The sequence below is a fragment of the Marilutibacter chinensis genome (assembly GCF_021725675.1).
In the GTDB taxonomy this organism is placed as follows: domain Bacteria; phylum Pseudomonadota; class Gammaproteobacteria; order Xanthomonadales; family Xanthomonadaceae; genus Marilutibacter; species Marilutibacter chinensis.
Genome location: NZ_JAKJPO010000001.1, coordinates 119,444 through 142,030 on the forward strand (window position 1 = coordinate 119,444; position 22,587 = coordinate 142,030).

The window sequence follows — 22,587 nt, forward strand, 5'->3', positions numbered from 1 at the left end:
TCATTCGAAGCGGGACATCGGCAGGCCCAGCCATTCCAGCGCGGTGCCGTGGTAGAGGCGGGCCCGTTCGGATTCCGGCAGTTCCAGCGAGGCGATACCGGCCCCGGGCGACTGTTCGCCGAGCGGGAACGGGTAGTCGGTGCCGAGCATCACCTGCGAGACGCCGCAGGTATCGAGCAGGTAGCGCAGCGCGCGCGGATCGGCGACCCAGGAGTCGAAGTACAGTTGCGACAGATAGTCGCGCGGGTTGCGCGGGTTGTCGGTCGCGACCAGGTCGGGTCGCATGTTGAAGCCATGTTCGATGCGGCCGATCGTGTACGGGAACGCGCCGCCGCCGTGCGCCATGCAGACCTTCAGTCCAGGCAACCGTTCCAGCACGCCGCCGAAGATCAGGCAGCAGGCCGCGCGTGACTGCTCGGCCGGCATGCCGACCAGCCACGGCAGCCAGTACTTGGGCATCGACGGCGTGCCCATCATGTCCCACGGGTGCACCAGGATCGCCGCACCGAGTTCCGCTGCGGCCTCGAAGAACGGGAACAGTTCCGGTGCGTCGAGGTTCCAGTCGTTGATGTGGCTGCCGATCTGCACGCCCTGCAGGCCGAGCTGGTCCATGCAGCGCTCCAGTTCCTGGATCGCGAGCCGCGGCGATTGCATCGGCACCGTGCCGATCCCGGCGTAATTCCGCGGGAAGTCGTGGCAGGTACGTGCCATGTGCTCGTTCAGCGCCTGGTGCAGCTCCAGCGCCTGGTGCGGCTTCGCCCAGTAACTGAACATCACCGGTACCGTGCTCAGCACCTGCACCTGCACGCCGAAGCGCGCATAGTCGGCCATCCGCTCTTCCGGGTCCCAGGTCTTGGACCAGATCTCGCGGAAGAACTTGCCGTCCTTGTAGATCCGGTGGCGGCCGTCGTCGGTGTGGTGGATCACCGGAAACCGGTTGTCGCCGTACTTCCTGACCAGATCCGGCCAGTCGCGCGGTAGGTAGTGGGCATGGGTATCGATCTTCAGCATGGCATCGATCCGCCGGTCCGGTGGGCGACGGCCAATGTCGCCGGAGGCTCCGGCCAACCCCTTCCAGCCGGAGCGGGCACGTGCAGATTCGCCATGTCGCGGCTCAGGCCGGGTCCGCCGGCGGTTCCGGCGCCTCGTAGCGGGCCGGTCGCGGGTTGAGGTGGCCGCAGGCGCCGCAGGTGCGGTGCTCGTCGGAGCGGTAGAAACGGTCGAACACCGGCGGGAAATCGCGTTCGATGTCCTGCAGGTGGAAATACTCTTCGTAGAGCATGTGATTGCAGCGCTCGCAGTACCAGAGCAGGCCGTCCTTCTCGTGCGCCAGGCGCCTGCGCTCGATCACCAGGCCGACCGAGTCGGGCATGCGCTGCGGCGAATGCGGCACCCGCGGCGGCAGCAGGAAGATCTCGCCGGCACGGATCGGGATGTCGCGGACCCTTCTCCCGCCGTCATCGGTCTGCTCCTGGATCTTCAGCACCATCTCGCCCTCGAGCTGGTAGAACCACTCCGGACCCTCGTCCCAGTGATAGTCGGTGCGCTGGTTCGGGCCGCCGACCACCATCACGATGAAGTCGCCGTCGTAGATGCACTTGTTGCCGACCGGCGGCTTGAGCAGGTGACGGTGCTCGTCGATCCATGCCTGGAAGTTGATCGGGCTGGGCAGCATCATTCGCCTCCGGTTGCCTGCGTGGCGATGCGGGCCACGCACTTGAGTTCGATCGCGATCGGCGTCGGCAGCGCGCTGATGCCGAGCGTGGTCCGGCAGGGCGCATCGTCGGGATCGGGGAAGTACTCCGCCCAGACCGCGTTGTAGGCGGCGAAATCGCGCGCCATGTCGGTCAGGTAGACGGTCACGTCGACCAGATCCTGCCAGCGCGCACCGCTGGCCTCGAGCACGGCTTTCACGTTGGCGAACACCGACCTGCACTGCAGCTCGATGTCGTAGCCGATCAGCCGGCCCTCGGCGTCCTGTACGTTGCCCGGCACCGCGTTGGTGGCCGGATCGCGCGGCCCGATCCCGGACAGGAACAACAGTTCGCCTACCCGGCGCGCGTGCGGATAGCGGCCGACCGGCCGCGGCGCGCCGGGGGCCTGGATGCCCGTGTTCATCGCGGCGAGTCTCCGCTGGCGGCATGCACCCGCGCGACTGCCTCGGCATAGCGTCCGCCGAGCCGCTCATAGTTCTCGACATCGATCTGCAGATCGTTGACGCGGCCGTTCTTGAGGCTGTAGACCCAGCCGTGCACGGTCAGCGCCTGGCCACGGCTCCAGGCGTCGCGGACGATGTTGGTCTGGCAGACGTTCTGCACCTGGTCGATCACGTTCAGTTCGCACAGGCGATCGTGGCGCTCGTGTTCGGCGGCCGCATGCAGGCAGCCGGCATGCTTCTCGGCGACGTCGGCGACATGGCGGATCCAGTTGTCGGCCAGGCCGACCCGGTGGCCGTGCAGGGCGGCGTGGACGCCACCGCAGCCGTAGTGGCCGACGACGATGATGTGCTCGACCTTCAACACGTCCACCGCGAACTGGATCACCGACAGGCAGTTCAGGTCGGTGTGGACGACGACGTTGGCGATGTTGCGGTGGACGAATACCTCGCCCGGCGCCAGGTCGATGATCTGGTTGGCCGGTACCCGCGAGTCGGAGCAGCCGATCCACAGGTACTTTGGCGCCTGCTGTTTCGACAGTTGCTCGAAGAAATGCGGATCCTCGGCGTTGATCCGTTCGGACCACTCGCGGTTGCGTTCAAGAAGGTCGTGCAGTTTGCTCATCGTCGACTCGACAGAAGAAAGGTCAGGCGGTGTGGGGCAGGGAACGGCTGCGGCGGACCAACGAGCGCGGCACGGTCGTCCAGAACGCGCCCATCATGCCGCCCGCGATGCAGGGCAGGAAAATCGCCGCCGCGCTGTAGCGCAGTATCGGAAAGACGTAGCCGCCGAGCCAGCACGCGATCATTCCCGGGCCGGCGGTGATCACCGGCGCCACCGGCAGGCGCAGCACGGCGATGGAATCGGGCACGACCGATCCGTTCATTGCGCCTCCTTTATCAGCAGCCCGACGTTGCGGGCCTCGGTGAAGAACCGCATCGCCTCCAGGCCGCCTTCGCGGCCGAGCCCGGACGCGCCGGTGCCGCCGAACGGCGTACGCAGGTCGCGCATCAGCCAGGTGTTGACCCAGACCATGCCCGCACGCAGTGCGGCGGCCACGCGGTGGGCGCGGTCGAGGTCGCGGGTCCAGACCGATGCGGCGAGGCCGTAGTCGGAGGCATTGGCCAGGGCCAGCGCCCCGGCTTCGTCGTCGAATGCCTGCAGTGTGACCACGGGGCCGAAGATCTCCTCGCGGTTGGTCGCGCAGTCTGGGCCGAGTCCGTCGAGCACGGCGGGGGCGACGAACCAGCCCGGGCGGTCGAGCGCATGACCGCCGCAGTGCACGCTGCCACCCTCGTCGCGGGCGCGTCGCAGAGCGGCGAGCACCTTGTCGAAGTGGGCCCGCGACACCAGCGGACCCATCTCGGTGTCCGGATCGACCGGATCGCCGATGCGCAGCGCGAGCGCGCATTCGACCAGGGCGTCGCGGAACGCGTGGTAGATGCGCCGCTCGACGAGGATCCGCGAGCCGCACAGGCAGATCTGGCCGCTGTTCTGGAACGCCGAACGCACGATGGTCTCGAGCCGGTCCTCCCACGCGCTGTCGGCGAACACCAGGGTCGGGTTCTTGCCGCCGAGCTCCAGCGAGACCTTCTTCAGTTGCGGAGCGGCGATGCCGGCGATGCGCCGGCCGACCGCGGTGCTGCCGGTGAACGACACCGCCCGTACCGCCGGGTGGGAGACCAGCGGCTCGCCGACCCGCGGTCCGCTGCCGTGGACCAGGTTCAGCACGCCAGGCGGGAATCCGATCTCCGCCGCCAGTTCGGCCAGCATCGTCGCGGTCACCGGGGTCACTTCGGAGGGTTTGGCGACCACGGTGTTCCCGGCCGCCAGCGCCGGCGCGATCTTCCATGTGAACAGGTACAGCGGCAGGTTCCATGGCGAGATCGTCGCGACCACGCCGAGCGGTTGTCGCAGGGTGTAGTTCAGGCCGGCCTCGCCGTGGTGGGACTCGCTGGCGAACTGGGTCGCCGCCTGCGCGAAGAAGCGCAGGTTGGCGACCGCGCGCGGAATCTCGACATCCCGCGCCAGCCGGATCGGCTTGCCGCCGTCGCGGGATTCGGCGCGGGCGAAGTCGTCGGCACGGGCTTCCAGCGCCTGGGCGAGCCGCTCCAGCCAGTGCGCGCGCCGGCTGTTGGGCAGCGAAGACCACGCGGTGAAGGCCGCCTGCGCCGCTGCGATGGCGGCATCGACATCATCCGCGTCGCCGTCGGCGACCTCGGCGTACGCGGTGGCCGTCGCAGGGTCGAAGATCTCGAGCCAGCGATCGCCCGCAGGTGGATGGGCGGTGCCGTTGATCCAGTGGGTCAGGCGCATCCGCCAAGCTTAACGCGAGCGGAGTCGACCGCGCTTAACGTGCTGGGCGGGATGGAGGTACCGTCTGCGGTCCGTGGTACTCGAAGCCGATGCGCGCGTCGCCAGCCCGGGCAACCCGCGCCGGCACGACCACCGCCGGCTTGTCGAGGCCGTCGTAGAAGAACAGCCGGACCAGCTCCTCGTCGAGCAGATCGCAGGCTTCCGGACGGACGATCGCGCAACCGTTCTCGGACAGGTCCAGAGCCTCGGCGAACCACGCGTCGTGGCCGCGCACGACCATCACCCGTTCGGCGAACGGGCGTCTGCCGCCGAAGCGGCGTTCGTCCCCAGGCGGCTGGATCATGTGGGCGGGGTCGGGGAGGGCGTTCAGAGCGAGCGGGTGCGGCCGCCGTCGACCGGCAGGTTGATGCCGGTGATGTAGGCCGCCGCCGGCGAACACAGGAAGGCGACCGCGGCCGCGGTCTCCTCCGGCCGGGCGAAGCGCCGCATCGGGATCGCGGCGACCATCTCGGCCTCCACCGCGTCGCGATCGCGGCCGCTCCTGGCGGCGCTGCTGTCGATGATCTGCTCGATGCGCGGGGTCCGGGTCGAGCCGGGCAGCACGTTGTTGACGGTGATGCCGCCGGGGGCGAGCTCGGTGGCGAGGGTCTTGGCCCAGCTGGCGACCGCCCAGCGGGTCGTATTGGACACGCCCAGACCCGACAGGGGTTCCTTCACCGAGGTCGAGATCACGTTGACGATGCGGCCGTAGCCGGCCTGCTCCATGCCCGGAACGACGATCTCCGCGAGCACGTGGTTGCCGATCAGGTGCTGGCGCCATGCCGCCTCGAACGCGGCGATGTCGGCCCCGCGTACCGGGCCGGGCGGCGGGCCGCCGCTGTTGTTGACGAGGATCTGGACCGGTCGCCTGGCGACAAGGACCTCGGCCTCTCTCCGCAGCGCATCGGTATCGGCGGCGTCGACCGCGATCCAGCCGTGGGTCTGGCCCGGGCGCGGTCGCGGCAGCTCCGCGGCCAGCCGTTCGAGCAGATCGGAGCGACGCGCAAGCAGGGTCACGTCGGCGCCCAGCGCGGCCAGCTCGCGCGCACAGGCCAGCCCGATGCCTTGGCTGGCGCCACAGACCAGCGCATGTTTTCCGGTCAGGTCGAGATCCATCATCGTTCTCCTTCGTTTCCCTGGTCCGCTGCCGGCAGCGCATGGCGGCGCATCAGCGTGGCAACCGCACGTTCGCGGTCGCCACTGCGCCCTTCCAGGTCGGTGGCGACCGCGGCGACATTCGCGGCCGGATGGTTCTGGCCGAGCTTGAACTTGACCTGCACCTCGTCGATGTCGAGGTGGAAGCCGATGATGCCGCGCAGCTGGCGCCGGTGGTCGTCGCGTTCCGGCTCGAAGGCCCAGTCGCGGCCGAGCCGGGTTTCCTGCACGTGGCTCAGGGCGGCGACCAGTCCGGCCAGGCCCGCTTCGTCGTCGAACGTGCGCAGGGCCCCGCCCAGATGGGCGACCGCGTAGTTCCAGGTCGGTACGCGCGCGGCGGTTTCCTTGTCGGGGTAGACGCCGGGCGATACGTAGGCGTGAGGGCCGTGCACGATCGCCAGCGCGCGGCCCGCATGCCTCGCCTGGGGATTCGGCCGCGCCCAATGGCCGGACAGACGGATCCCTCGGTCGTCGCGGCGGTACAGGACCGGCAGATGGCTGACGGTCGGGACGTCGTCGCGCACCGTCACCAGGGTGACGAAGGGGTTCGCGTCGATCAGCCGGTCGAGCGCGGCCGGGTCGTCGATCGTGAAGGCGCGCGGTGTGTACACGTGTCGGTCAATGGTGCGAAGGCAGCTTCTGGACCATCAGCTCGCGCAGGCGCTCATCGTCTTCGGCGCGTGGCGGGACCAGCTCGTCGAGCACGAAGCCGCGGACCTCGGCATCGTCGTCGTCGAGGCCGTCGAGGGCGACGAACTCGGCGTCCATCAGCGCCGCGCGGGCGCTGTCCTCGCTGTCGTACGTCAGGGTGTTGCCGTCGCTGTCGAAGACCTCGGCGGTGCCGGCCTCGCGCACCCGCATCCGCGCCCAGATCACCGTGCGGCCCAGGGTCGCGAGCCACCAGTGGGTACGCAGTGCGTCGTTGTCGCCGTTCATGCCACCACCTCCGCGACCAGCCAGAGCAGTCCGGCCATCAGCAGGCCGCCGAGAATCGTCAGCAGCGACAGTCGGGCGGGCGTCGCCAGACCGCAGAGGTTGCGGTCTCCGATCGCCGCGTAGTCCTTGCGCAGCAGCCAGCCCAGGGCGGCCGGACTGATGAAGGCGCCTGTGCCGAACCCGGCCAGGATCGCCGGGTGGCGATCGCGCACGTGCACCAGCGCCAGCGGCCAGAAGATCACGAAGGCGGTGGCGCCGGCGATGGCCAGCGACAGCGAGACCAGGGCGAAGAACAGGATCATCGTGGAGGGATCACCGAAGCTGGATCGTCGTATGAACGTGGCGGATCGTATGAATTCGGGGGCTTGTCCGCCCGGCCCGCGACTCCAGGCCCGGCAGCATCAGAACTCAGCCTGGCCCGGTGCGCGCGGGTACGGGATCGCATCGCGGATGTTGGCCAGTCCGCACACGTAGACCACCAGGCGCTCGAAGCCGAGGCCGAAGCCCGCGTGCGGCACGGTGCCGTAGCGGCGGAAGTCACGGTACCAGCCGTAGTGTTCGGCATCCAGGCCGAACTGCGCCATCCGCGCATCGAGCACGTCCAGGCGTTCCTCGCGCTGGCTGCCGCCGATGATCTCGCCTATGCCCGGGGCCAGCACATCCATCGCCGCGACGGTCCTGCCGTCGTCGTTCAGGCGCATGTAGAACGCCTTGATGTGCTCGGGGTAGTTCGTCACCACGACCGGGCGGCCGACGTGCTGTTCGGTCAGCCAGCGCTCGTGCTCGGTCTGCAGGTCCAGGCCCCATTCGACCGGGAAGTCGAACTTCTGTCCCGACTTCTGCAGCAGCGCGACCGCGTCGGAGTAGTCGATCCGTTCGAACGGCGCGTTGACGAAGGCCTCCAGCCGGCTGACCGCATCCTTCTGCACGCGCTCGGCGATGAATGCCATGTCGTCGGCGCGTTCGTCGAGCACCGCGCGGAACAGGTACTTCAGGAACTGCTCGGCGACCCGCGCGTCCTCGGCGAGGTCGGCGAACGCGATCTCCGGCTCGACCATCCAGAACTCGGCCAGATGACGGGTGGTATGACTGTTCTCGGCGCGGAAGGTCGGGCCGAAGGTGTAGACCTTGCTCAGCGCCAGGCAGTAGGCCTCGACATTGAGCTGGCCGGAGACGGTCAGGAAGGTCTCCTTGCCGAAGAAATCGCGGGAGAAGTCCACCTCGCCGCGGGCGTCGTGCGGCAGGTTGGCCAGGTCCAGGGTCGAGACGCGGAACATCTGGCCGGCGCCCTCGGCGTCGGAGGTGGTCACGATCGGCGTGCTGATCCAGTAGTAGCCGTTCTCGTGGAAGAAGCGGTGCACCGCCTGGGCGAGACAGTGGCGGATGCGGGTGACCGCACCGAACAGGTTGGTGCGCGGGCGCAGGTGCGCGACCTCGCGCAGGAATTCCAGCGAATGCGGCTTGGGCTGGATCGGGTAGGTTTCCGGATCCTCGACCCAACCGACCACCTCGATCTCGCGCGCCTGCACCTCGAAGCCCTGGCCCTTGCCCTGCGACTCCACCAGTTCGCCACGCGCGATCACCGAGCAGCCTGCGCTCAGGTGCTTCACCTCCGACTCGTAATTCGGCAGCGCCGCCGGCGCGACCACCTGGATCGGCGCGAAGCAGGAGCCGTCGCTGACGTTGACGAAGCTCAACCCCGCCTTGGAGTCGCGACGGGTGCGGACCCAGCCGCGGATCGTGACTTCGCCGCCGACCGGCACCCGGCCGGCAAGCGCGTGTTCGACGCTGATGATCGTCATGCTGTGGGCACCGTCGTGGCTTGAAATCGGCCCCGTCCGGGCCGATATGGGGGAAAGCGGTGCAGTTTAACGGTTGGGCCGCAGCGCGGCGATACCGACGCGGCCCCCGTAGACCGGATGTCGACCGCATGTCGTCGACTGCACATCTATAATCGGACACAGCCTCTCCCCGGAGCTCCACATGGCCGTCACCCTCGCTCCCGCCGCTCTCGCCCGCGTCCAGCGCTTCCTCGCCGAGGATCCGTCCGCGCTCGGCCTGCGCTTCGGCGTGACCCGCACCGGCTGCTCGGGCTGGCAGCACATCGCCGATCTCGCGCGCGAGGAGAAGCCCGGCGATACCGTGTTCGAGCAGGACGGCGTGCGCATCTATGTCGACCTGACCAGCCTGCCGATCGTCGACGGCACCCGCATCGACCTGGTCAGGCAGAGGCTGGGCGAGCAGTTCCTGTTCCACAACCCCAACATCGCCGAGGCCTGCGGCTGCGGCGAGAGCTTCACCACCGAGGCGATCCCCGACCTGCACGCCTGAGCCGCGGAGCGATCCGGGTCCGCGGCCGCGCCCCCGACTTTCGTCAGGGGGCGGGTGGGGTATGCGTTGGCTAGACTCCGGCGTTTACCGTTCGCTGGAGGCCGCCGTGACCCGATCCATCCTGCTCGCACTGGCGATCGCCGCCGCGCTGTCGCCGACGGCGTCCCTCGCGGCGGCTGGGCCCGCGACCATCGCGGAGTCCCGTTCTCAGGCTGCAGTCGAGCTGCATGCGCTGTTCGGCGAGGAGTGGGAGTACGGGATGCGCGAGGACCCGGAGAGCGCCAGTTACCGCGGCGACGCGCGCTACAACGACCGCTGGACCGACCAGAGTCTCGACGCGATCGCCCGCCGCGAAGCGCACGAGCGCGAAGTGCTCGACCGGGTCCGGGCGATCGACCGCGAAGCGCTGTCCGAGGCGGACGGGCTCAGCTACGACGTGTTCCTGTGGCAGGCCGAACGCGCGGTCGAACGCCAGCGCTTCAAGGAGTGGCAGCGCCCGCTGAACCAGCGCGGCGGCGTGCAGAACGCCGAAGGCATCGCCGAGGTGCTGCCGTTCCGCAGCGTGGAGGACTACCGGGACTGGATCGAGCGCCTGCAGGGCGTGCCGGCGATGGTCGAGCAGACCACGGCGCTGATGCGCGAAGGACTGAAGGCCGGAAACACGCCGCCGCGGGTGCTGATGGCGCGCATCCCGGACCAGATCGAGGCGCAGATCGTCGACGACCCGGCCGCCAGCCCGTTCTACAAGCCGTTCACCCGCATGCCCGACAGCATCCCGGCTGCCGAGCGGGCGGCGCTGAAGGCGCGGGCCGAAGCCGTGATCCGCGATCGGGTGGTGCCGGCCTACCGTGGCTTCGCCACGTTCTTCCGCGACGAATACCTGCCCGGCTGCCGCGAGTCGATCGCGGCCGTCGATCTTCCCGACGGCCGCGACTACTACGATTTCGTCGCCCGATACTTCACCACCACCGACCTCGATGCCGAACGGATCCATGCGATCGGCCTGGCGGAGGTCGCCCGCATCCGTACCGAGATGGAGAAGGTCAGGACGGAGGTCGGCTTCGATGGCAGCCTGGCCGAGTTCTTCACCCACCTGCGCAGCGATCCGCGCTTCTTCCATGACGGTCCCGAGGCGTTGCTGGAGGCCTACCAGGCGATCTCCAAGCGGATCGACCCCGAACTGGTCAAGGTGTTCAGGACCATCCCGCGCCTGCCGTACGGCGTGCGCCCGATCCCCGACAACATCGCCCCCGACACCACCACCGCCTACTATCAGCCCGGCGCGGTCGACGGTAGCCGGGCCGGCTTCTACTACGTGAACCTGTACAAGCCGGAGGTCCGGCCGAAGTGGGAGATGATGGCGCTGAGCCTGCACGAGGCGGTGCCGGGGCACCATTTCCAGTTCGCCCGCGGGATGGAGCTGCCGGACGTGCCGATGTTCCGCCGGGTCGGCTACTTCGTCGCGTACGGCGAGGGGTGGGGGCTGTACGCGGAGCGCCTGGGCTACGACATGGGCTTGTACGAGGATCCGTACGACCGCATGGGCCAGCTGGCCTACGACATGTGGCGGGCGGTGCGTCTGGTGGTCGACACCGGCATGCACAGCAAGGGCTGGAGCCGGCAGCAGGCGATCGATTACTTCATGGACAATTCGCCCAAGACCCTGCAGGACGTCACCAACGAGATCGACCGCTACATCGCATGGCCCGGCCAGGCGCTGGCCTACAAGATCGGGCAGCTGAAGATCTCGGAACTCCGTGAGATGGCCTCGCGGGAGCTCGGCGAGGATTTCGACCTGCGCGAGTTCAACGACGCGGTGCTGGAAACCGGCTCGGTGCCGTTGCAGACCCTGGAGCGCCATATCGAGGACTGGGTCGCGCGCCAGAACCAGAAGGGATGACCGTGCGCTGATGGGCGGGGCCGGCGTGCGTCGACGACGCGCGCGCCGGCACCTGAACCGGCCGGGGATGCGTCGTGGCGCCGGCAGTTGCCTGACGCTGCCCGCTGCTGCGATAATTGCCGGCTCCCTGGCCAAGGCCGGGGACCCTTGCTCCACCGCGGATCCGGTTCGGCCGGATCGTCCGGGGGGCTGATCCGGCCGCGGCACAGCGGCCATCATCCACAAGGAAAACACAATGCGTCATTACGAAGTCGTGTTCCTGGTCCATCCGGACCAGAGCGAGCAGGTTCCCGCCATGATCGAGCGCTACAAGTCGCTGATCGAGAGCGGCGAGGGCAAGATCCACCGGCTGGAGGACTGGGGCCGTCGTCAGCTGGCCTATCCGATCCAGAACCTGGTCAAGGCCCACTACGTGCTGCTCAACATCGAGTGCGACCAGGCCGTGCTGAACGAGCTGGTCGACGGTTTCCGCTTCAACGACGCGGTGCTGCGCCACCTGGTCATGAAGCGCGACGAGGCCGACACCGAGCAGTCGCTGATCATGAAGTTCAAGGACGAGAAGGGCGACAAGCCCGAGCGTTCCGAGCGCCGTCGTCGTGACGACGACAGCAGCAAGGACGACGGCGACAGCAACGCCGACGATTCCGACGACAACGCCGAAGCCGCCTGAGGATTGCCCCCATGTCCAAGTTCTTCCGCCGCCGCAAGTTCTGCAAGTTCACCGCCGAGGGTGTCAAGGAGATCGACTACAAGGATCTCAACACCCTGCGCCAGTACCTGACCGAGACCGGCAAGATCGTGCCGAGCCGCGTCACCGGTACCAAGTCGAAGTACCAGCGCCAGCTGGCGACCGCGGTCAAGCGCGCCCGCTACCTGGCCCTGATCCCGTACACCGACAACCACAACGCATAAATCTGAGTCCCTCAGAAGAGCCCGCATATCGGTGTGCGGACTTTTCAAGGGAGCCCGAATCCCTCGGAAGAGCCCGCATGTCCATGTGCGGACTCTTCAAGGAAAACCAGTGCCTTCGGTGCGTCCCTGGACGCCCGTCGGCCGGTCTCCCTGCCTTCGGACAGCCATCCGCTGCGGGCCCTCCGGTCCGCTAACGAAACAGGACACACACCATGCAACTGATCCTCCTGCAGAACGTCACCAACCTCGGCAAGCTCGGCGACAAGGTCACCGTGAAGCCTGGCTACGGCCGCAACTACCTGGTCCCGCAGGGCAAGGCCGTGCCGGCGACCGAGGCCAACCTGGCCGAGTTCGAGGCGCGTCGCGCCGAGTACGAAGCCAAGGCCAAGGCGATCCATGACGACGCCGTGGCCCGCCAGGCCAAGCTCGAGGGCGCCAGCGTGACCGTCTACGCCAACGCCGCCACCGAGGGCAAACTGTACGGCTCGGTGACCACCCGCGACGTCGCCGAGGCGCTGACCAAGGCCGGCTACGAAGTCGAGAAGTCCGAGGTGATCATGGGCGAAGGCGCGATCCGCCACGTCGGCGAGTACGACGTCGTGGTCCACCTGCACGCCGACATCGACGTGAGCGTAAAGGTGATCGTGGCACCGGAAGCCGCCTGAGCACGGCCACCGGCACCACCACAAGGCGGGCGCTCCGGCGCCCGCTTTTCGTTGCGGTTCCCACGCGGGACGCCGCCTGAACGGCATGGTCCACTCCGGATCAGCCGGGAGCCCGGCCCAGGGTCGGTTGACTGCCGCCGCGTCTCGGCCGCTGAGACGCGTTTGCGGTATCTGGACACCCAGCGCCGGACTTGTCCCCGCCGCATACCCGGATATCCACAGGCTGGCCACAGGGTTGTATGCAACCCTCGATCGGCCGCCGGGGCTAGGATGCCCAACCCGTAATCCGCATCCGTTGCCCTGGTGGGCAGCGGTCGCAAGCATCCGCCAGGAGTTGGCCTTCCGATGAACGCACGCCCCGGTTTTCGTAGCGATGCCCGCAGCGACTCGCGTGGAGACGGACGCGGGGACAGGCGCTTCCAGACCCGCGACGAGGCCCGGGTCGACCAGTTGCGGATTCCGCCGCAGTCGATCGAGGCCGAGCAGGCGGTGCTCGGCGGCCTCATGCTGGCGCCGGACGCCTACGACCGCATCGTCGACCACCTCTCCGAGTCGGACTTCTACCGCCGCGACCACCAGCTGATCTTCCGCGCGATCAACGAGCTGGCGCAGAAGGCCAAGCCGTACGATGCGGTGACCCTCGGCGAGTGGTTCGAATCGATGGGGTTGGGCGAGCAGGTCGCCGGTGGCGCCTACCTGATCGAACTGGCCAGTACGACGCCGTCGGCCGCGAACATCCGCGCCTACGCCGACATCGTCCGCGACAAGGCGATCCTGCGTCAGTTGATCGACGTCGGCACCGGCATCGTCAACGACGGTTTCCAGCCCGACGGCCGCGAGAGCAGCGAGATCCTCGACGAGGCCGAGCGCCAGGTGCTGGCGATCGCCCAGGCCAGCAACAACGGCAAGAACGACTTCACCAGCGTCCACCAGGCGCTGACCGCCGCGTTCGACGAGCTGCAGACCCGCTACGCCAACGGCGGCGCGATTACCGGCCTGCCGACCGGCTATACCGAGTTCGACGAACTGACCGCCGGTCTGCAGAAGACCGACCTGATCATCCTCGCCGCGCGTCCTGCGATGGGCAAGACCACGCTGGCGCTGAACATGGCCGAGTACGCGGCGTTCCGCAGCAAGCAGCCGGTCGCGGTGTTCTCGATGGAAATGTCGGCCAGCCAGCTGGCGATGCGCCTGATCTCCTCGGTCGGCCGGGTCAACGCCCAGCGCCTGCGTACCGGCCAGCTCGAGGACGAGGACTGGAGCCGCGTCACCAGCGCGATCCGCCAGCTGCGCGAGGTCAAGATCTTCATCGACGACGAGCCGGGGCTGTCGCCGACCAAGCTCGCCGCCAAGGCGCGCAGGCTCAAGCGCGAGCATGGCCTGGGCCTGATCGTGATTGACTACCTGCAGCTGATGTCGGTGCCGGGCAACAACGAGAATCGCGCGACCGAGATCTCGGAGATCTCGCGCTCGCTGAAGGGCCTGGCGAAGGAGCTGGAGGTGCCGGTGATCGCGCTGTCGCAGCTCAACCGCTCGCTGGAAACGCGTACCGACAAGCGCCCTGTGATGGCCGACCTGCGCGAGTCCGGCGCGATCGAGCAGGACGCCGACATGATCGTCTTCATCTACCGCGACGAGTACTACAACAAGGAAAACTCGCCGGACAAGGGCCTGGCCGAAGTCATCATCGGCAAGCAGCGAAGCGGCCCGACCGGCTCGGTGAAGCTCAAGTTCTTCGGCGAGTACACCCGCTTCGACAACCTCGCCCACGACTCGATCGGCAGCTTCGAGTGATGCGGCGGGCAGGGCCGCCGGTGGATTAGCATAGGCAGCCATGCACGCGCCCGATCACGCCCAGGATGCATCCGGGCCGGTTCAGTCCGGCGTCGTCGACACCCGCCCGACCCGGGTGCGGGTCGACCTCGACAACCTGTCCCACAACCTCGGCCGCATCCGCGCCCATGTCGGCGTACCGGTGATGGCGATCGTCAAGGCCAACGCCTACGGCCACGGCCTGGTGCCGGTGGCCCGCCACCTGCAGGCGCAGGGCGTCGACCAGCTGGGCGTGGCCTTCGTCGAGGAGGGCGTGCGCCTGCGCCAGGCCGGCGTCACCACGCCGGTCCTGGTGCTCGGCGGCATTTCCGGTCGCCAGATCTCGCAGTACATCGCCCACGACCTGGAGATCACCGTGTCCTCGCTGGACAAGTTGCACCAGGTCGAGGCGGCGGCCGAGGCGATGGGGCGACGGGCGGTGATCCATCTGAAGATCGACACCGGCATGGAACGCATCGGGGTACACAGCTACTCGTCGCGGCCCTTCATCGAGGCGGCGGCGGCTTCGCGCTGGTGCGAGCTGAAGGCGGTCTATTCGCATCTGGCTTGCGCGGACGACCCCGGGTCGGCGATGACCGCGCTGCAGCTGGAGCGCTTCCTCGAAGCCTGCGCGCATTTCGACCGGATCGGCGCGCCGATGCCGCTGCGCCACCTGGCCAACTCCGGCGGGGTGCTGCACTTCCCGCAGACCTGGCTCGACATGGTCCGGCCGGGGATCGCGCTGTACGGCGTGCTGCCGGATCCCGCCTCGCGCCGCAGCATCGATCTCCGCCCGGTCATGTCGCTGGTCTCGCAGGTGGTCTATTTCAAGGTCGTCAAGGCCGGCAACCCGGTCAGCTATGGCGCGACCTGGGCGCCGTCGACCGACACCCGTGTGGTGACCATTCCGATCGGCTATGGCGACGGCTATCCGCGCGCGCTGTCGTCGGCTGGCGACGGGCGGGGCGGGGCGGTGCTGATCCGCGGCCGCCGCCATCCGATCGTCGGCCGCGTGTGCATGGACCAGTTCATGGTCGACATTGGCCAGGAGAGCGCCTGGAACGAGGACGAGGTCGTGCTGATCGGCCGCCAGGGCGATGCGTTCCTCGGTGCCGAGGAACTGGCCCGGATGGCCGGCACGATCCCGTACGAGATCATGGTCGGCCTCAACGAACGGATTCCGCGGCAATACGTCGGCGGCGTCGCGGAGTAGTTCGCGCCCATCGTGCATGCCGGCCGGCGCCGTCCCGGTTCCGGCGGCGCCGGCGCGAGCCCCTGCCTGCCGTCCGCGACATGCGCGTTGACGTTGTTCGAGCGCCCATGATTCACTCCGGGCGTACCGGGGAGAGCACATGGACAAGTCAGCATCGCCCGGCCGACCGGATCCCGGCGGCCAACGCGAACCGATGTCGAAGGTCGATACCGCGTGGTTGCGGATGGAGCGGCGATCGAACCCGATGATGATCACCGGGGTGCTGATGTTCGCCGAACCGTTGTCGCTGGACGCGCTGCGCCGGCTGGTCGGCGAACGTTTCCTTGCCTATCGCAGGTTCCGCCAGCGGGCCGTGCAGACGGCCTCCTCGGCGGTCTGGGAAACCGATGAAGCGCTCGACATCGACTGGCACGTGCAGCCGGCGAGCCTGCCGGGGCGCGGCGGCAAGCGGGCGCTGGAACGCTTCGTCAGTCGCCTGGCATCGACACCGCTCGACCCTGCGCGTCCGCGCTGGCAGTTCCACCTGGTCGAGGACTACCGCGGAGGTTCGGCGCTGGTCGCCCGCATCCACCATTGCTACGCCGACGGCATCGCTCTGGTGCAGGTGTTGCTGTCGCTGACCGACACCCGGCGCGACCCGCGTCGCGACGCCGACCTGACCCATGCCTGGCTGAAGCAGGAGCATGCCGGCGTCGCGCGCCGCGTCGGCGCGGTCGACCGCTACGTCAGGCTCGGCGGGAAGATGGTCGAGAAGGGGCTCGAGATGTATCGCGATCCGACCCTGGCCGCGGTGCTGGCCCGGGAGGGCGGCGAGATCGCGCGCGAGCTGCTGACCGCGCTGGCGCTGCCCGACGATCCGCCATCGCTGCTGCGCGGCGCGCTGGGCCCGCGCAAGCGGGTGGCCTGGGCCGAGCCGCTGGATCTCGAGGAGGTCAAAGCGGTCGGCCGCGCCTGCGGTTGCACCGTCAACGACGTGTTGATGGCGGTCGCCGCCGGTGCGCTGCGGCGCTACCTGGTCGAGCGGGGCGATCCGGTCGATGGCATGACCCTGCGCGCGACCGTGCCGGTCAATCTGCGGCCCCTGGAACATGCGCGCAAGCTCGGCAACCACTTCGGCCTGGTGTTCCTGGAACTGCCGGTCGGCGAGGCCAACCCGGTGCGTCGGGTGGAACGCGTCGCCGACTGCATGAAGTCTCTGAAGAATTCAAAGCAAGCCATTGTCGCATATGGACTTCTTGCGACTCTCGGCGTGGCGCCCGCAGGCGTGCAGTCGGTCGCGCTGGAGCTGCTGAGCCGCAAGGCCTCGACCGTGGCGACCAACGTGCCCGGGCCGCAGCAGCCGCTGTACCTCGCCGGCGCCGCGCTCGACCAGATGATGTTCTGGGTGCCGCAGACCGGCTCGATCGGCGTCGGTATCTCGATCCTCAGCTACAACGGCCGCGTACATTTCGGACTGATTTCCGACGGCAAGCTGATCCCGGACCCGGACGATGTGATCCGGCATTTCGGCGAAGAGTTCGAGAAGCTGCTCTATCTCGCCCTGATGGGGAGCTGGGACGCGCCGCTGGATGCCGATGCGGCCCAGGCGATGCTCCCGGAGGAGTAGGCGCAGACGCCCTTGCGACGGGCCTGCTGCAAGCTGAATGGGGTTTCCGGCCGTCACCCACCGGAGACGCTGGAAGGATTAGCGTGTGGACCTGTCCTCACGCCACCCAACGAGGTTGACCTCATGAAGATCCAGATTCGCAACGTTCTCGCGGCTGCCGTCGTCACCGCGATGGTGGCCGGTTGCGCGACCACCGGTTACGGTGGCGGCTATGGCGATCAGGGCTATGGACAGCCGCAGCAGCAACAGTCGGGCATGAGCCGAACCCAGAAGGGCGCCCTGATCGGCGCGCTGGCCGGGGTGGCGGCGGGCCTGCTCAGCGGCGACGACGCGACCGAACGCCGTCAGCGTGCGCTGGTCGGCGCCGGCATCGGCGGCCTCGCCGGTGGCGCGATCGGCAACTACCAGGACCGCCAGGAGCGCGCGCTGCGCGAGCAGATGGCCGGCACCGGCGTCGACGTGATCCGCCAGGGTGACAACATCACCCTCAACATGCCGAGCAACATCACCTTCGACTTCGACAAGTCGGACCTGAAGCCGGCGTTCTACCCGGTGCTGGACGATGTCGCCAACACCCTGCGCCAGTACGACCAGACCATCGTCGAGGTCGCCGGCCATACCGACAGCGTCGGCAGCGATGCCTACAACCAGCAGTTGTCCGAGCGCCGTGCGGCCGCGGTCGGCAACTACCTGATGTCGCGCGGGCTGCTGCGTGACCGCTTCATCCTGATCGGCGCCGGCGAGGGTCATCCTGTCGCCAGCAACGACACCGAAAGCGGCCGGGCCCAGAACCGCCGCGTCGAGATCACCCTGGTGCCGGTGCGCTCCTGAGGACGTCGCGGGCAACCCGCTTTGGCACCGACAGCTGCACAGACACGGGCCGCATCAGCGGCCCGTGTCGTGTCCGGCAGCGGCATCCACCCACCCTCAGCGTTCCAGGGCCCTGAGGATCGTCAACACCACCAGCGTCAACAGGGTGGCCGCGATGCCGAGCAGATGGAAGCCCAGACCGCAGGCCACTCCGATCACCGCGACCATCAACAGGGATGCCGCTGTCGTGATGCCGGCGATCGCACCGTCCGAGCGCCGAGCGAAGATGGTGCCGGCGCCGATGAACGCAACGCCCGCCACCACCGCTTCGATCAGCCTCAACGGGTCGACCTGCAGGGTCGCGCCCGACAGCGGAAAGGCATCGCCATCGAGGACGAGGCGGCCCACACCCAGCAGCAGGGCCGCGGCCGCGCCGACCAGCATGTGGGTCCGGAACCCGGCGGGCCGGTCCTTCAATTCGCGCTCATAGCCGATGAGCCCTCCGAGCACCATGGCGATGCCGACGTTGCCCAGCGCGATGGCTTGCGACATCCAGTCCATCGGCGCAGCTTGCGACCGCGAACGTGCAGGCCAGGTCAACCGGCCGCGGGCCGGCCGTTCTTCGGGACCGCCGGCGACGGCGGAAGGCAGGCGGTCCGGGCCAATCGGGGCCGCTGGCGTTACTATGGCGGACCTTTCCTAGTCATCGAATGCAAGGCCAGAAGCCGATGTGTACCGGACGCAGCATCGTTCATCACCACGGGTCCGGCGCCTCGGCGTGGTCCGCCCGGTGTCCGCTCCCGTCTTCCACGTCGCCGTCGGCAGACGCGGCTGATCCTCTGCGGGGGCGATGGGGTTGAAGGGGCGGCCCGAAGGCATCGGCAAGCCGGTTGCGGCTGTCAATCCCCGCCCGCTGATCGCCGCCGACGTTGGCGGCACCCATGCGCGGGTGGCGCGGGTGGAGCCGGTCGCGGTGCCGGCGACAGTGCGGCTGGCCGACTATCGCCGCTACGACTGCGCCGACTTTCCCGATCTGGCGGCGATTCTTCGCACCTTCGTCGACGAGGCCGGAATCGGCCCGCAGGCGGACGCGACGGTGGCGATCGCGGGCCTTCTGGTCGGCGACACGCTCGTGCACGCGAACCTGCCATGGTCGGTGTCGGTCAGTGCGACCGTCGCCGCGGCCGGTTTGAACAGCCTGCGCCTGATCAACGACTTCGAGGCGATGGCCTGGGCGGTGCCGAGCATCGATCTGGGCCGGGCGCGGCTGGTCAGCGGTCCGGACAGGACCACCGAGCCGGGGCCGGCGCTGGTGATCGGCCCCGGTACCGGCTTCGGCGCCTCGGTGCGGGTTCCCGGGCGGCCGCCGCTGGTAGTGCCGACAGAAGCCGGACACGCTGCGCTGTCGGTGCGCAGCGCCCATGAACTGGAGGTGCTTGCGGTGTTCATGCGCCGCTGGAGCCACGTCGGCAACGAGCGCATGCTGTCCGGCCCCGGCCTGCTCAACACCTATCAGGCGCTGTGCGGGATCGACGGCGTGGCTGCCCGTCTGCAGGAGCCGGCCGCGATCACCGCCGCCGCTCAACAGGGGTGCGATCCGCAGGCGGTCGAGGCGCTGTCGATGTTCTGCAATGTGCTCGGCAGTGTCGCCGGCGACCTCGCGCTCACCTTCGGTGCGAAGGCGGTCTACCTGGCCGGGGGCATTCCCGCGCAGATCGCCGACTTCCTGCTCGCCAGCGATTTCGCCGCGCGCTTCGTCGACAAGGGCGTGATGGGCGAGGTGCTCAGGCGCGTGCCGGTGCACCTGGTCGAACACGGTCAGCTCGGTCTGCAGGGCGCCGCGTCCTGGTACATGGAGCACCTTCCGGCTGACTGAATCGCCGGACCGCGGCGACCTGTCTGGCTGCCGATGGAGAGTTGCCAGCGAACGAACGGAAAAGCCCCCGCCATTCCTGGCGGGGGCTTTTGTCGATTGGTGGAGGTGGGCGGAATCGAACCGCCGTCCGAAGGCACTCCATCCCCGGCACTACATGTTTAGTGCTCCGTTGAATCTCGTCTGCCGACAGCACGGCGCACAAAGCGCATCGGCGGACCAGCCCGTTTTGGTTTGACCGGGGGCTGACGGGCGGCGGCCCCCGGCGATTCCGTGATGATGACCCTACGCTGCGAGCACGGACACAGGCAGTTTCGGGGCTTAGGCCTTAAGCGGCCAGAGCGTAGTTGTCGTCGTTGGCAACTATGAGTTTTGCAGCTGGATTTACGAGGAAAGCTACCCCCTCGACATGCGCCAGGCGATTTCGCGACCCCCGTCGAAGCCAGTGCACCCCCGGGGACATGAAAAACCTGTCGCAGCCAGTATAGGGGCGGCCGGCGCCAAGGCAATGGGCGGGCGTTCCGGCTCCGGCGTTCCGTTCATGCCGCCGCCACGGCTGACGGCCTGCGTCGGCGACACGGTATCCTGCATGGATGAGCGATCCAGGGGCCCGGTTGCAGGCTGCCAGCGGCGACGACAGGCCGATGTCGCTGCGGCGCGGCCACGTGCTCGCTCTCGGCGTGCTGGTGTTCTCGCTGCTGGTGACCTTCGGCGCCTGGGAGTACGCCCGCGAGAAGGAGACGCGGGCGGCGGAGACGGAGTTCGTCGCGATCACCAGCGATGTCGCCGGCGCGATCGACGCCCGGCTGGAGAACTACGAGATCGTGCTCAAGGGCGGTGCCGCGCTGTTCGCCAGCGTCGACCGGCCCACGCCGCTGCAGTGGCAGGCGTATGCCGAGGGCATGAGGCTGGGCGGGCGGTTTCCGTCGATGTCGGGGCTGGGCTACGCCGCGTACGTCCCGCATTCGCGCCTGCCCGACCTGCAACTGGAATGGAAGGACGCCGGTTACGGGCTGCTGGACGTGTTTCCCCGCGGCACCCGCCGCTTCTATGGTCCGGTGCTGTATCTCGAGCCGCGGACGCCGGTGAACGTCGCCGCGGTCGGCTACGACATGATGTCGGACGCGGCCCGTCACCGGGCGATGTCGCGGGCGATGGAGAGCGGCACCACCCAGATGTCCGGGCCGGTCCATCTGCTCGGCGATCCGGAGGGCTCGCCGCCTGGCCTGCTGCTCTACGTGCCGATATACCGCAATGGCGCGATCCTGAGGACGCCGGCGGCGCGGCGCGACGCGATGCGGGGCTGGGTCTATGCGCCGTTCTACGTGGATCACTTCGTCGAGTCGACGCTGGGCGCCGAACCGATGGTCCGGCGTTTCTCGATCCACGACGTCAGCCAGGGCAAGGCGGTGCCGGTCTATGCATCGGGGCCTTCCGCCGAGGCTGCGGAAGAACAGCCGGCATTCGTCCATCAGGTCGTGCTGGAACAGTTCGGGCGGCGTTGGCAAATGGAGTTCGAGTCGGTGCCTTCAGGGCGGGCGATCCCGCGCCTGCGCAATCTCTACAGCGCGCTCGCGCTGGGCATCTTCGCATCGATCCTGCTGTCGACGATCGTCTGGGCGCTGGCGCGCACCGAGCGGCGCGCGCGCCAGATCGCCCGCCTGATGACCGAGGACTACAAGCGCAGCGAGGAGCGCTTCCGCACCGCGATGCAGTACTCGGCGATCGGCAAGGCCCTGCTCGACAGCGACGGCAGCATCGTCGAGGCCAACCCCGCGCTCGGCCGGATCGTCGGTCTCGAACCGGGCAGCCTGGCCGGCGTGGATTTCGAGTCACTGTTCGAAGACGAGGGGCCGGACCTGAAGGAGTGGCTGGCCGGCGACGAGCCGGGGGCGGACCTGGTGAAGCGCGCGACCCGGCGGCTGCACCGCGCCGGAGATCTGCCGCGGCACGTGCAGCTCACCTGCGCGCGCATCCCGGGCAATATCGGCCAGGACGTGCGCGGCCTGGTGCAGGCCGAGGACGTGACCGAACGGATACTCGCCGAGGCCCGCGTGCATGCGCTCAACCGCACCCTGGAGGCGAGGGTGATGGCGCGCACGCGCGAGCTCAGCCAGGCGAACCAGGAGCTGGAATCGTTCGCCTACAGCATCTCCCACGACCTGCGTGCGCCGCTGCGCGCGATCGACGGCTTCAGTCGTGTGCTGGCCGAGCAGTACGGCGACCGCCTGAATGACGCCGGCCGCGCGTACCTGGGACGGGTACGTGCCGCTACCGGACGGATGGCCGACCTGATCGACGCGCTGCTGACCATGTCGCGGCTGAGCCGGGTCGCGATCAACCCCGGACCGGTCGACCTCAGCCAGCTGGCTCGGGAGGTCGTCGACGAGCTGCAGGCGGACGAACAGCATCCGCGCCTGCAGGTGGAGATCGCTCCCGGCCTGCGTGCCTGGGGCGATGCTCCGCTGCTGCGCAACCTGCTGTCGAACCTGATCGGCAACGCGATCAAGTTCAGCGCCGGCCGCGAGGCACCGCGGATCGAGATCGGACGCCGGAGTGGGCCTGGCGGGGTGGACGAGTTCTTCGTGCGCGACAACGGCGCGGGTTTCCCGCAGGAATATGCCGGCAAGCTGTTCCGCCCGTTCCAGCGACTGCATGGGCAGGACGAGTTCGCCGGGCACGGTATCGGCCTTGCGTCGGTCAAGCGCATCGTCGAGCGCCACGGCGGCTCGATACGCGCCGAGGGCAGGGTCGACGGGGGCGCGATCTTCTACTTCAGCCTGCCCGACGAGGCGCCGGCCGCCGAAGACGGCGTCTGACGATCGGCTCTGCGCGAGTCCGTCCCTGCGAAGGCCATCCGCGT

24 protein-coding genes and 1 other RNA gene are annotated in these 22,587 nt (G+C 68.6%); 11 read left to right on the plus strand and 14 right to left on the minus strand.

Annotated features, from left to right (window positions below):
- From L3V18_RS00490 to asnS, 12 genes are all read right to left on the minus strand, one after another.
- A complete protein-coding gene (locus tag L3V18_RS00490) occupies window positions 1-1,011 on the minus strand; it encodes an amidohydrolase family protein (protein WP_237052667.1) in 1,011 nt (336 codons plus the stop codon).
- Window positions 1,012-1,114: 103 nt separating this feature from the next.
- Complete coding sequence (locus L3V18_RS00495) at window positions 1,115-1,675, minus strand: 3-hydroxyanthranilate 3,4-dioxygenase (protein ID WP_237053660.1); 561 nt, start codon at window positions 1,673-1,675, stop codon at window positions 1,115-1,117.
- A complete protein-coding gene (locus L3V18_RS00500; RefSeq protein WP_237052668.1) occupies window positions 1,675-2,118 on the minus strand; it encodes a RidA family protein in 444 nt (147 codons plus the stop codon). The genes L3V18_RS00495 and L3V18_RS00500 overlap by 1 nt, the downstream gene beginning before the upstream one ends.
- The gene (gene can / locus L3V18_RS00505) at window positions 2,115-2,780 is read right to left on the minus strand and encodes a carbonate dehydratase (protein WP_237052669.1); all 666 of its coding nucleotides are present in this window, start codon (window positions 2,778-2,780) and stop codon (window positions 2,115-2,117) included. Before can ends, L3V18_RS00500 begins: the two co-directional genes overlap by 4 nt.
- Before the next feature lie 22 nt (window positions 2,781-2,802).
- Entirely contained in the window at window positions 2,803-3,042 is a 240-nt protein-coding gene (locus tag L3V18_RS00510; RefSeq protein WP_237052670.1) for a hypothetical protein, read from the minus strand.
- Window positions 3,039-4,472, minus strand: a complete 1,434-nt coding sequence (locus tag L3V18_RS00515) for an aldehyde dehydrogenase (RefSeq protein WP_237052671.1) — start codon at window positions 4,470-4,472, stop codon at window positions 3,039-3,041. The genes L3V18_RS00510 and L3V18_RS00515 overlap by 4 nt, the downstream gene beginning before the upstream one ends.
- 34 nt (window positions 4,473-4,506) lie before the next feature.
- Window positions 4,507-4,815 carry a PilZ domain-containing protein gene (locus L3V18_RS00520; RefSeq protein ID WP_237052672.1) on the minus strand — a complete coding sequence of 103 codons (309 nt, stop codon included), beginning with the start codon at window positions 4,813-4,815 and terminating at the stop codon, window positions 4,507-4,509.
- A gap of 23 nt (window positions 4,816-4,838) precedes the next feature.
- A complete protein-coding gene (locus L3V18_RS00525) occupies window positions 4,839-5,627 on the minus strand; it encodes an SDR family oxidoreductase (RefSeq protein ID WP_237053661.1) in 789 nt (262 codons plus the stop codon).
- Window positions 5,627-6,277, minus strand: a complete 651-nt coding sequence (locus tag L3V18_RS00530; protein WP_237052673.1) for an FMN-binding negative transcriptional regulator — start codon at window positions 6,275-6,277, stop codon at window positions 5,627-5,629. Before L3V18_RS00530 ends, L3V18_RS00525 begins: the two co-directional genes overlap by 1 nt.
- A 7-nt stretch (window positions 6,278-6,284) precedes the next feature.
- Window positions 6,285-6,602, minus strand: a complete 318-nt coding sequence (locus L3V18_RS00535; protein ID WP_237052674.1) for a hypothetical protein — start codon at window positions 6,600-6,602, stop codon at window positions 6,285-6,287.
- On the minus strand, window positions 6,599-6,904 hold the full coding sequence (locus L3V18_RS00540; RefSeq protein WP_237052675.1) for a hypothetical protein: 306 nt from the start codon (window positions 6,902-6,904) through the stop codon (window positions 6,599-6,601). The genes L3V18_RS00535 and L3V18_RS00540 overlap by 4 nt, the downstream gene beginning before the upstream one ends.
- Before the next feature lie 99 nt (window positions 6,905-7,003).
- Window positions 7,004-8,404 carry an asparagine--tRNA ligase gene (gene asnS, locus L3V18_RS00545; protein WP_237052676.1) on the minus strand — a complete coding sequence of 467 codons (1,401 nt, stop codon included), beginning with the start codon at window positions 8,402-8,404 and terminating at the stop codon, window positions 7,004-7,006.
- 181 nt (window positions 8,405-8,585) lie between these two features.
- Between asnS and L3V18_RS00550 the strand changes: the two genes are divergently transcribed.
- The 9 genes from L3V18_RS00550 to L3V18_RS00590 all read left to right on the plus strand — a co-directional run bounded on the left by L3V18_RS00550 (window position 8,586) and on the right by L3V18_RS00590 (window position 17,872).
- Complete coding sequence (locus L3V18_RS00550) at window positions 8,586-8,933, plus strand: HesB/IscA family protein (RefSeq protein WP_237052677.1); 348 nt, start codon at window positions 8,586-8,588, stop codon at window positions 8,931-8,933.
- Between the two features lie 106 nt (window positions 8,934-9,039).
- Entirely contained in the window at window positions 9,040-10,833 is a 1,794-nt protein-coding gene (locus tag L3V18_RS00555; RefSeq protein ID WP_237052678.1) for a DUF885 domain-containing protein, read from the plus strand.
- A gap of 235 nt (window positions 10,834-11,068) precedes the next feature.
- A complete protein-coding gene (rpsF, locus tag L3V18_RS00560) occupies window positions 11,069-11,503 on the plus strand; it encodes a 30S ribosomal protein S6 (protein ID WP_237052679.1) in 435 nt (144 codons plus the stop codon).
- Window positions 11,504-11,514: 11 nt separating this feature from the next.
- The gene (rpsR, locus tag L3V18_RS00565) at window positions 11,515-11,745 is read left to right on the plus strand and encodes a 30S ribosomal protein S18 (protein ID WP_123769111.1); all 231 of its coding nucleotides are present in this window, start codon (window positions 11,515-11,517) and stop codon (window positions 11,743-11,745) included.
- A gap of 212 nt (window positions 11,746-11,957) precedes the next feature.
- Window positions 11,958-12,410, plus strand: coding sequence for a 50S ribosomal protein L9 (rplI, locus tag L3V18_RS00570; protein ID WP_237052680.1), 453 nt, complete (start codon window positions 11,958-11,960; stop codon window positions 12,408-12,410).
- Window positions 12,411-12,755: 345 nt separating this feature from the next.
- Window positions 12,756-14,204 carry a replicative DNA helicase gene (locus tag L3V18_RS00575; RefSeq protein WP_237052681.1) on the plus strand — a complete coding sequence of 483 codons (1,449 nt, stop codon included), beginning with the start codon at window positions 12,756-12,758 and terminating at the stop codon, window positions 14,202-14,204.
- A gap of 40 nt (window positions 14,205-14,244) precedes the next feature.
- Window positions 14,245-15,435, plus strand: a complete 1,191-nt coding sequence (alr, locus tag L3V18_RS00580) for an alanine racemase (RefSeq protein ID WP_237052682.1) — start codon at window positions 14,245-14,247, stop codon at window positions 15,433-15,435.
- Window positions 15,436-15,574: 139 nt separating this feature from the next.
- Window positions 15,575-17,041: a WS/DGAT/MGAT family O-acyltransferase gene (locus tag L3V18_RS00585; protein ID WP_237052683.1), complete on the plus strand. Its 1,467-nt coding sequence runs from the start codon at window positions 15,575-15,577 to the stop codon at window positions 17,039-17,041.
- Window positions 17,042-17,164: 123 nt separating this feature from the next.
- Window positions 17,165-17,872 (plus strand): YiaD family glycine zipper/OmpA-like lipoprotein, encoded by a 708-nt coding sequence (locus L3V18_RS00590; protein WP_237052684.1) that lies wholly within the window; start codon window positions 17,165-17,167, stop codon window positions 17,870-17,872.
- Between the two features lie 96 nt (window positions 17,873-17,968).
- Here the strand turns inward: L3V18_RS00590 and L3V18_RS00595 are convergent, their stop codons facing one another.
- Complete coding sequence (locus L3V18_RS00595) at window positions 17,969-18,403, minus strand: MgtC/SapB family protein (protein WP_237052685.1); 435 nt, start codon at window positions 18,401-18,403, stop codon at window positions 17,969-17,971.
- A 298-nt stretch (window positions 18,404-18,701) separates the two neighbouring features.
- On the opposite strand from L3V18_RS00595, the gene L3V18_RS00600 reads away from it, so the two are divergent.
- Window positions 18,702-19,727, plus strand: coding sequence for a glucokinase (locus tag L3V18_RS00600; RefSeq protein WP_237052686.1), 1,026 nt, complete (start codon window positions 18,702-18,704; stop codon window positions 19,725-19,727).
- Window positions 19,728-19,824: 97 nt separating this feature from the next.
- Here the strand turns inward: L3V18_RS00600 and ssrA are convergent.
- Window positions 19,825-20,179, minus strand: a transfer-messenger RNA (tmRNA) gene (ssrA, locus tag L3V18_RS00605).
- Between the two features lie 138 nt (window positions 20,180-20,317).
- Here ssrA and L3V18_RS00610 point away from each other — a divergent pair.
- On the plus strand, window positions 20,318-22,543 hold the full coding sequence (locus tag L3V18_RS00610) for a CHASE domain-containing protein (protein ID WP_237052687.1): 2,226 nt from the start codon (window positions 20,318-20,320) through the stop codon (window positions 22,541-22,543).
- Window positions 22,544-22,587 lie beyond the last annotated feature (44 nt).

Coding starts and splice junctions, on each gene's coding strand:
- L3V18_RS00490 (WP_237052667.1), bottom strand. CDS start 1,011: ATGCTGAAGATCGATACCCATGCCCACTACCTACCGCGCGACTGGCCG.
- L3V18_RS00495 (WP_237053660.1), bottom strand. CDS start 1,675: ATGCTGCCCAGCCCGATCAACTTCCAGGCATGGATCGACGAGCACCGT.
- L3V18_RS00500 (WP_237052668.1), bottom strand. CDS start 2,118: ATGAACACGGGCATCCAGGCCCCCGGCGCGCCGCGGCCGGTCGGCCGC.
- can (WP_237052669.1), bottom strand. CDS start 2,780: ATGAGCAAACTGCACGACCTTCTTGAACGCAACCGCGAGTGGTCCGAA.
- L3V18_RS00510 (WP_237052670.1), bottom strand. CDS start 3,042: ATGAACGGATCGGTCGTGCCCGATTCCATCGCCGTGCTGCGCCTGCCG.
- L3V18_RS00515 (WP_237052671.1), bottom strand. CDS start 4,472: ATGCGCCTGACCCACTGGATCAACGGCACCGCCCATCCACCTGCGGGC.
- L3V18_RS00520 (WP_237052672.1), bottom strand. CDS start 4,815: ATGATCCAGCCGCCTGGGGACGAACGCCGCTTCGGCGGCAGACGCCCG.
- L3V18_RS00525 (WP_237053661.1), bottom strand. CDS start 5,627: ATGGATCTCGACCTGACCGGAAAACATGCGCTGGTCTGTGGCGCCAGC.
- L3V18_RS00535 (WP_237052674.1), bottom strand. CDS start 6,602: ATGAACGGCGACAACGACGCACTGCGTACCCACTGGTGGCTCGCGACC.
- L3V18_RS00540 (WP_237052675.1), bottom strand. CDS start 6,904: ATGATCCTGTTCTTCGCCCTGGTCTCGCTGTCGCTGGCCATCGCCGGC.
- asnS (WP_237052676.1), bottom strand. CDS start 8,404: ATGACGATCATCAGCGTCGAACACGCGCTTGCCGGCCGGGTGCCGGTC.
- L3V18_RS00550 (WP_237052677.1), top strand. CDS start 8,586: ATGGCCGTCACCCTCGCTCCCGCCGCTCTCGCCCGCGTCCAGCGCTTC.
- rpsF (WP_237052679.1), top strand. CDS start 11,069: ATGCGTCATTACGAAGTCGTGTTCCTGGTCCATCCGGACCAGAGCGAG.
- rpsR (WP_123769111.1), top strand. CDS start 11,515: ATGTCCAAGTTCTTCCGCCGCCGCAAGTTCTGCAAGTTCACCGCCGAG.
- rplI (WP_237052680.1), top strand. CDS start 11,958: ATGCAACTGATCCTCCTGCAGAACGTCACCAACCTCGGCAAGCTCGGC.
- L3V18_RS00575 (WP_237052681.1), top strand. CDS start 12,756: ATGAACGCACGCCCCGGTTTTCGTAGCGATGCCCGCAGCGACTCGCGT.
- alr (WP_237052682.1), top strand. CDS start 14,245: ATGCACGCGCCCGATCACGCCCAGGATGCATCCGGGCCGGTTCAGTCC.
- L3V18_RS00585 (WP_237052683.1), top strand. CDS start 15,575: ATGGACAAGTCAGCATCGCCCGGCCGACCGGATCCCGGCGGCCAACGC.
- L3V18_RS00590 (WP_237052684.1), top strand. CDS start 17,165: ATGAAGATCCAGATTCGCAACGTTCTCGCGGCTGCCGTCGTCACCGCG.
- L3V18_RS00595 (WP_237052685.1), bottom strand. CDS start 18,403: ATGTCGCAAGCCATCGCGCTGGGCAACGTCGGCATCGCCATGGTGCTC.
- L3V18_RS00600 (WP_237052686.1), top strand. CDS start 18,702: ATGGGGTTGAAGGGGCGGCCCGAAGGCATCGGCAAGCCGGTTGCGGCT.
- L3V18_RS00610 (WP_237052687.1), top strand. CDS start 20,318: ATGAGCGATCCAGGGGCCCGGTTGCAGGCTGCCAGCGGCGACGACAGG.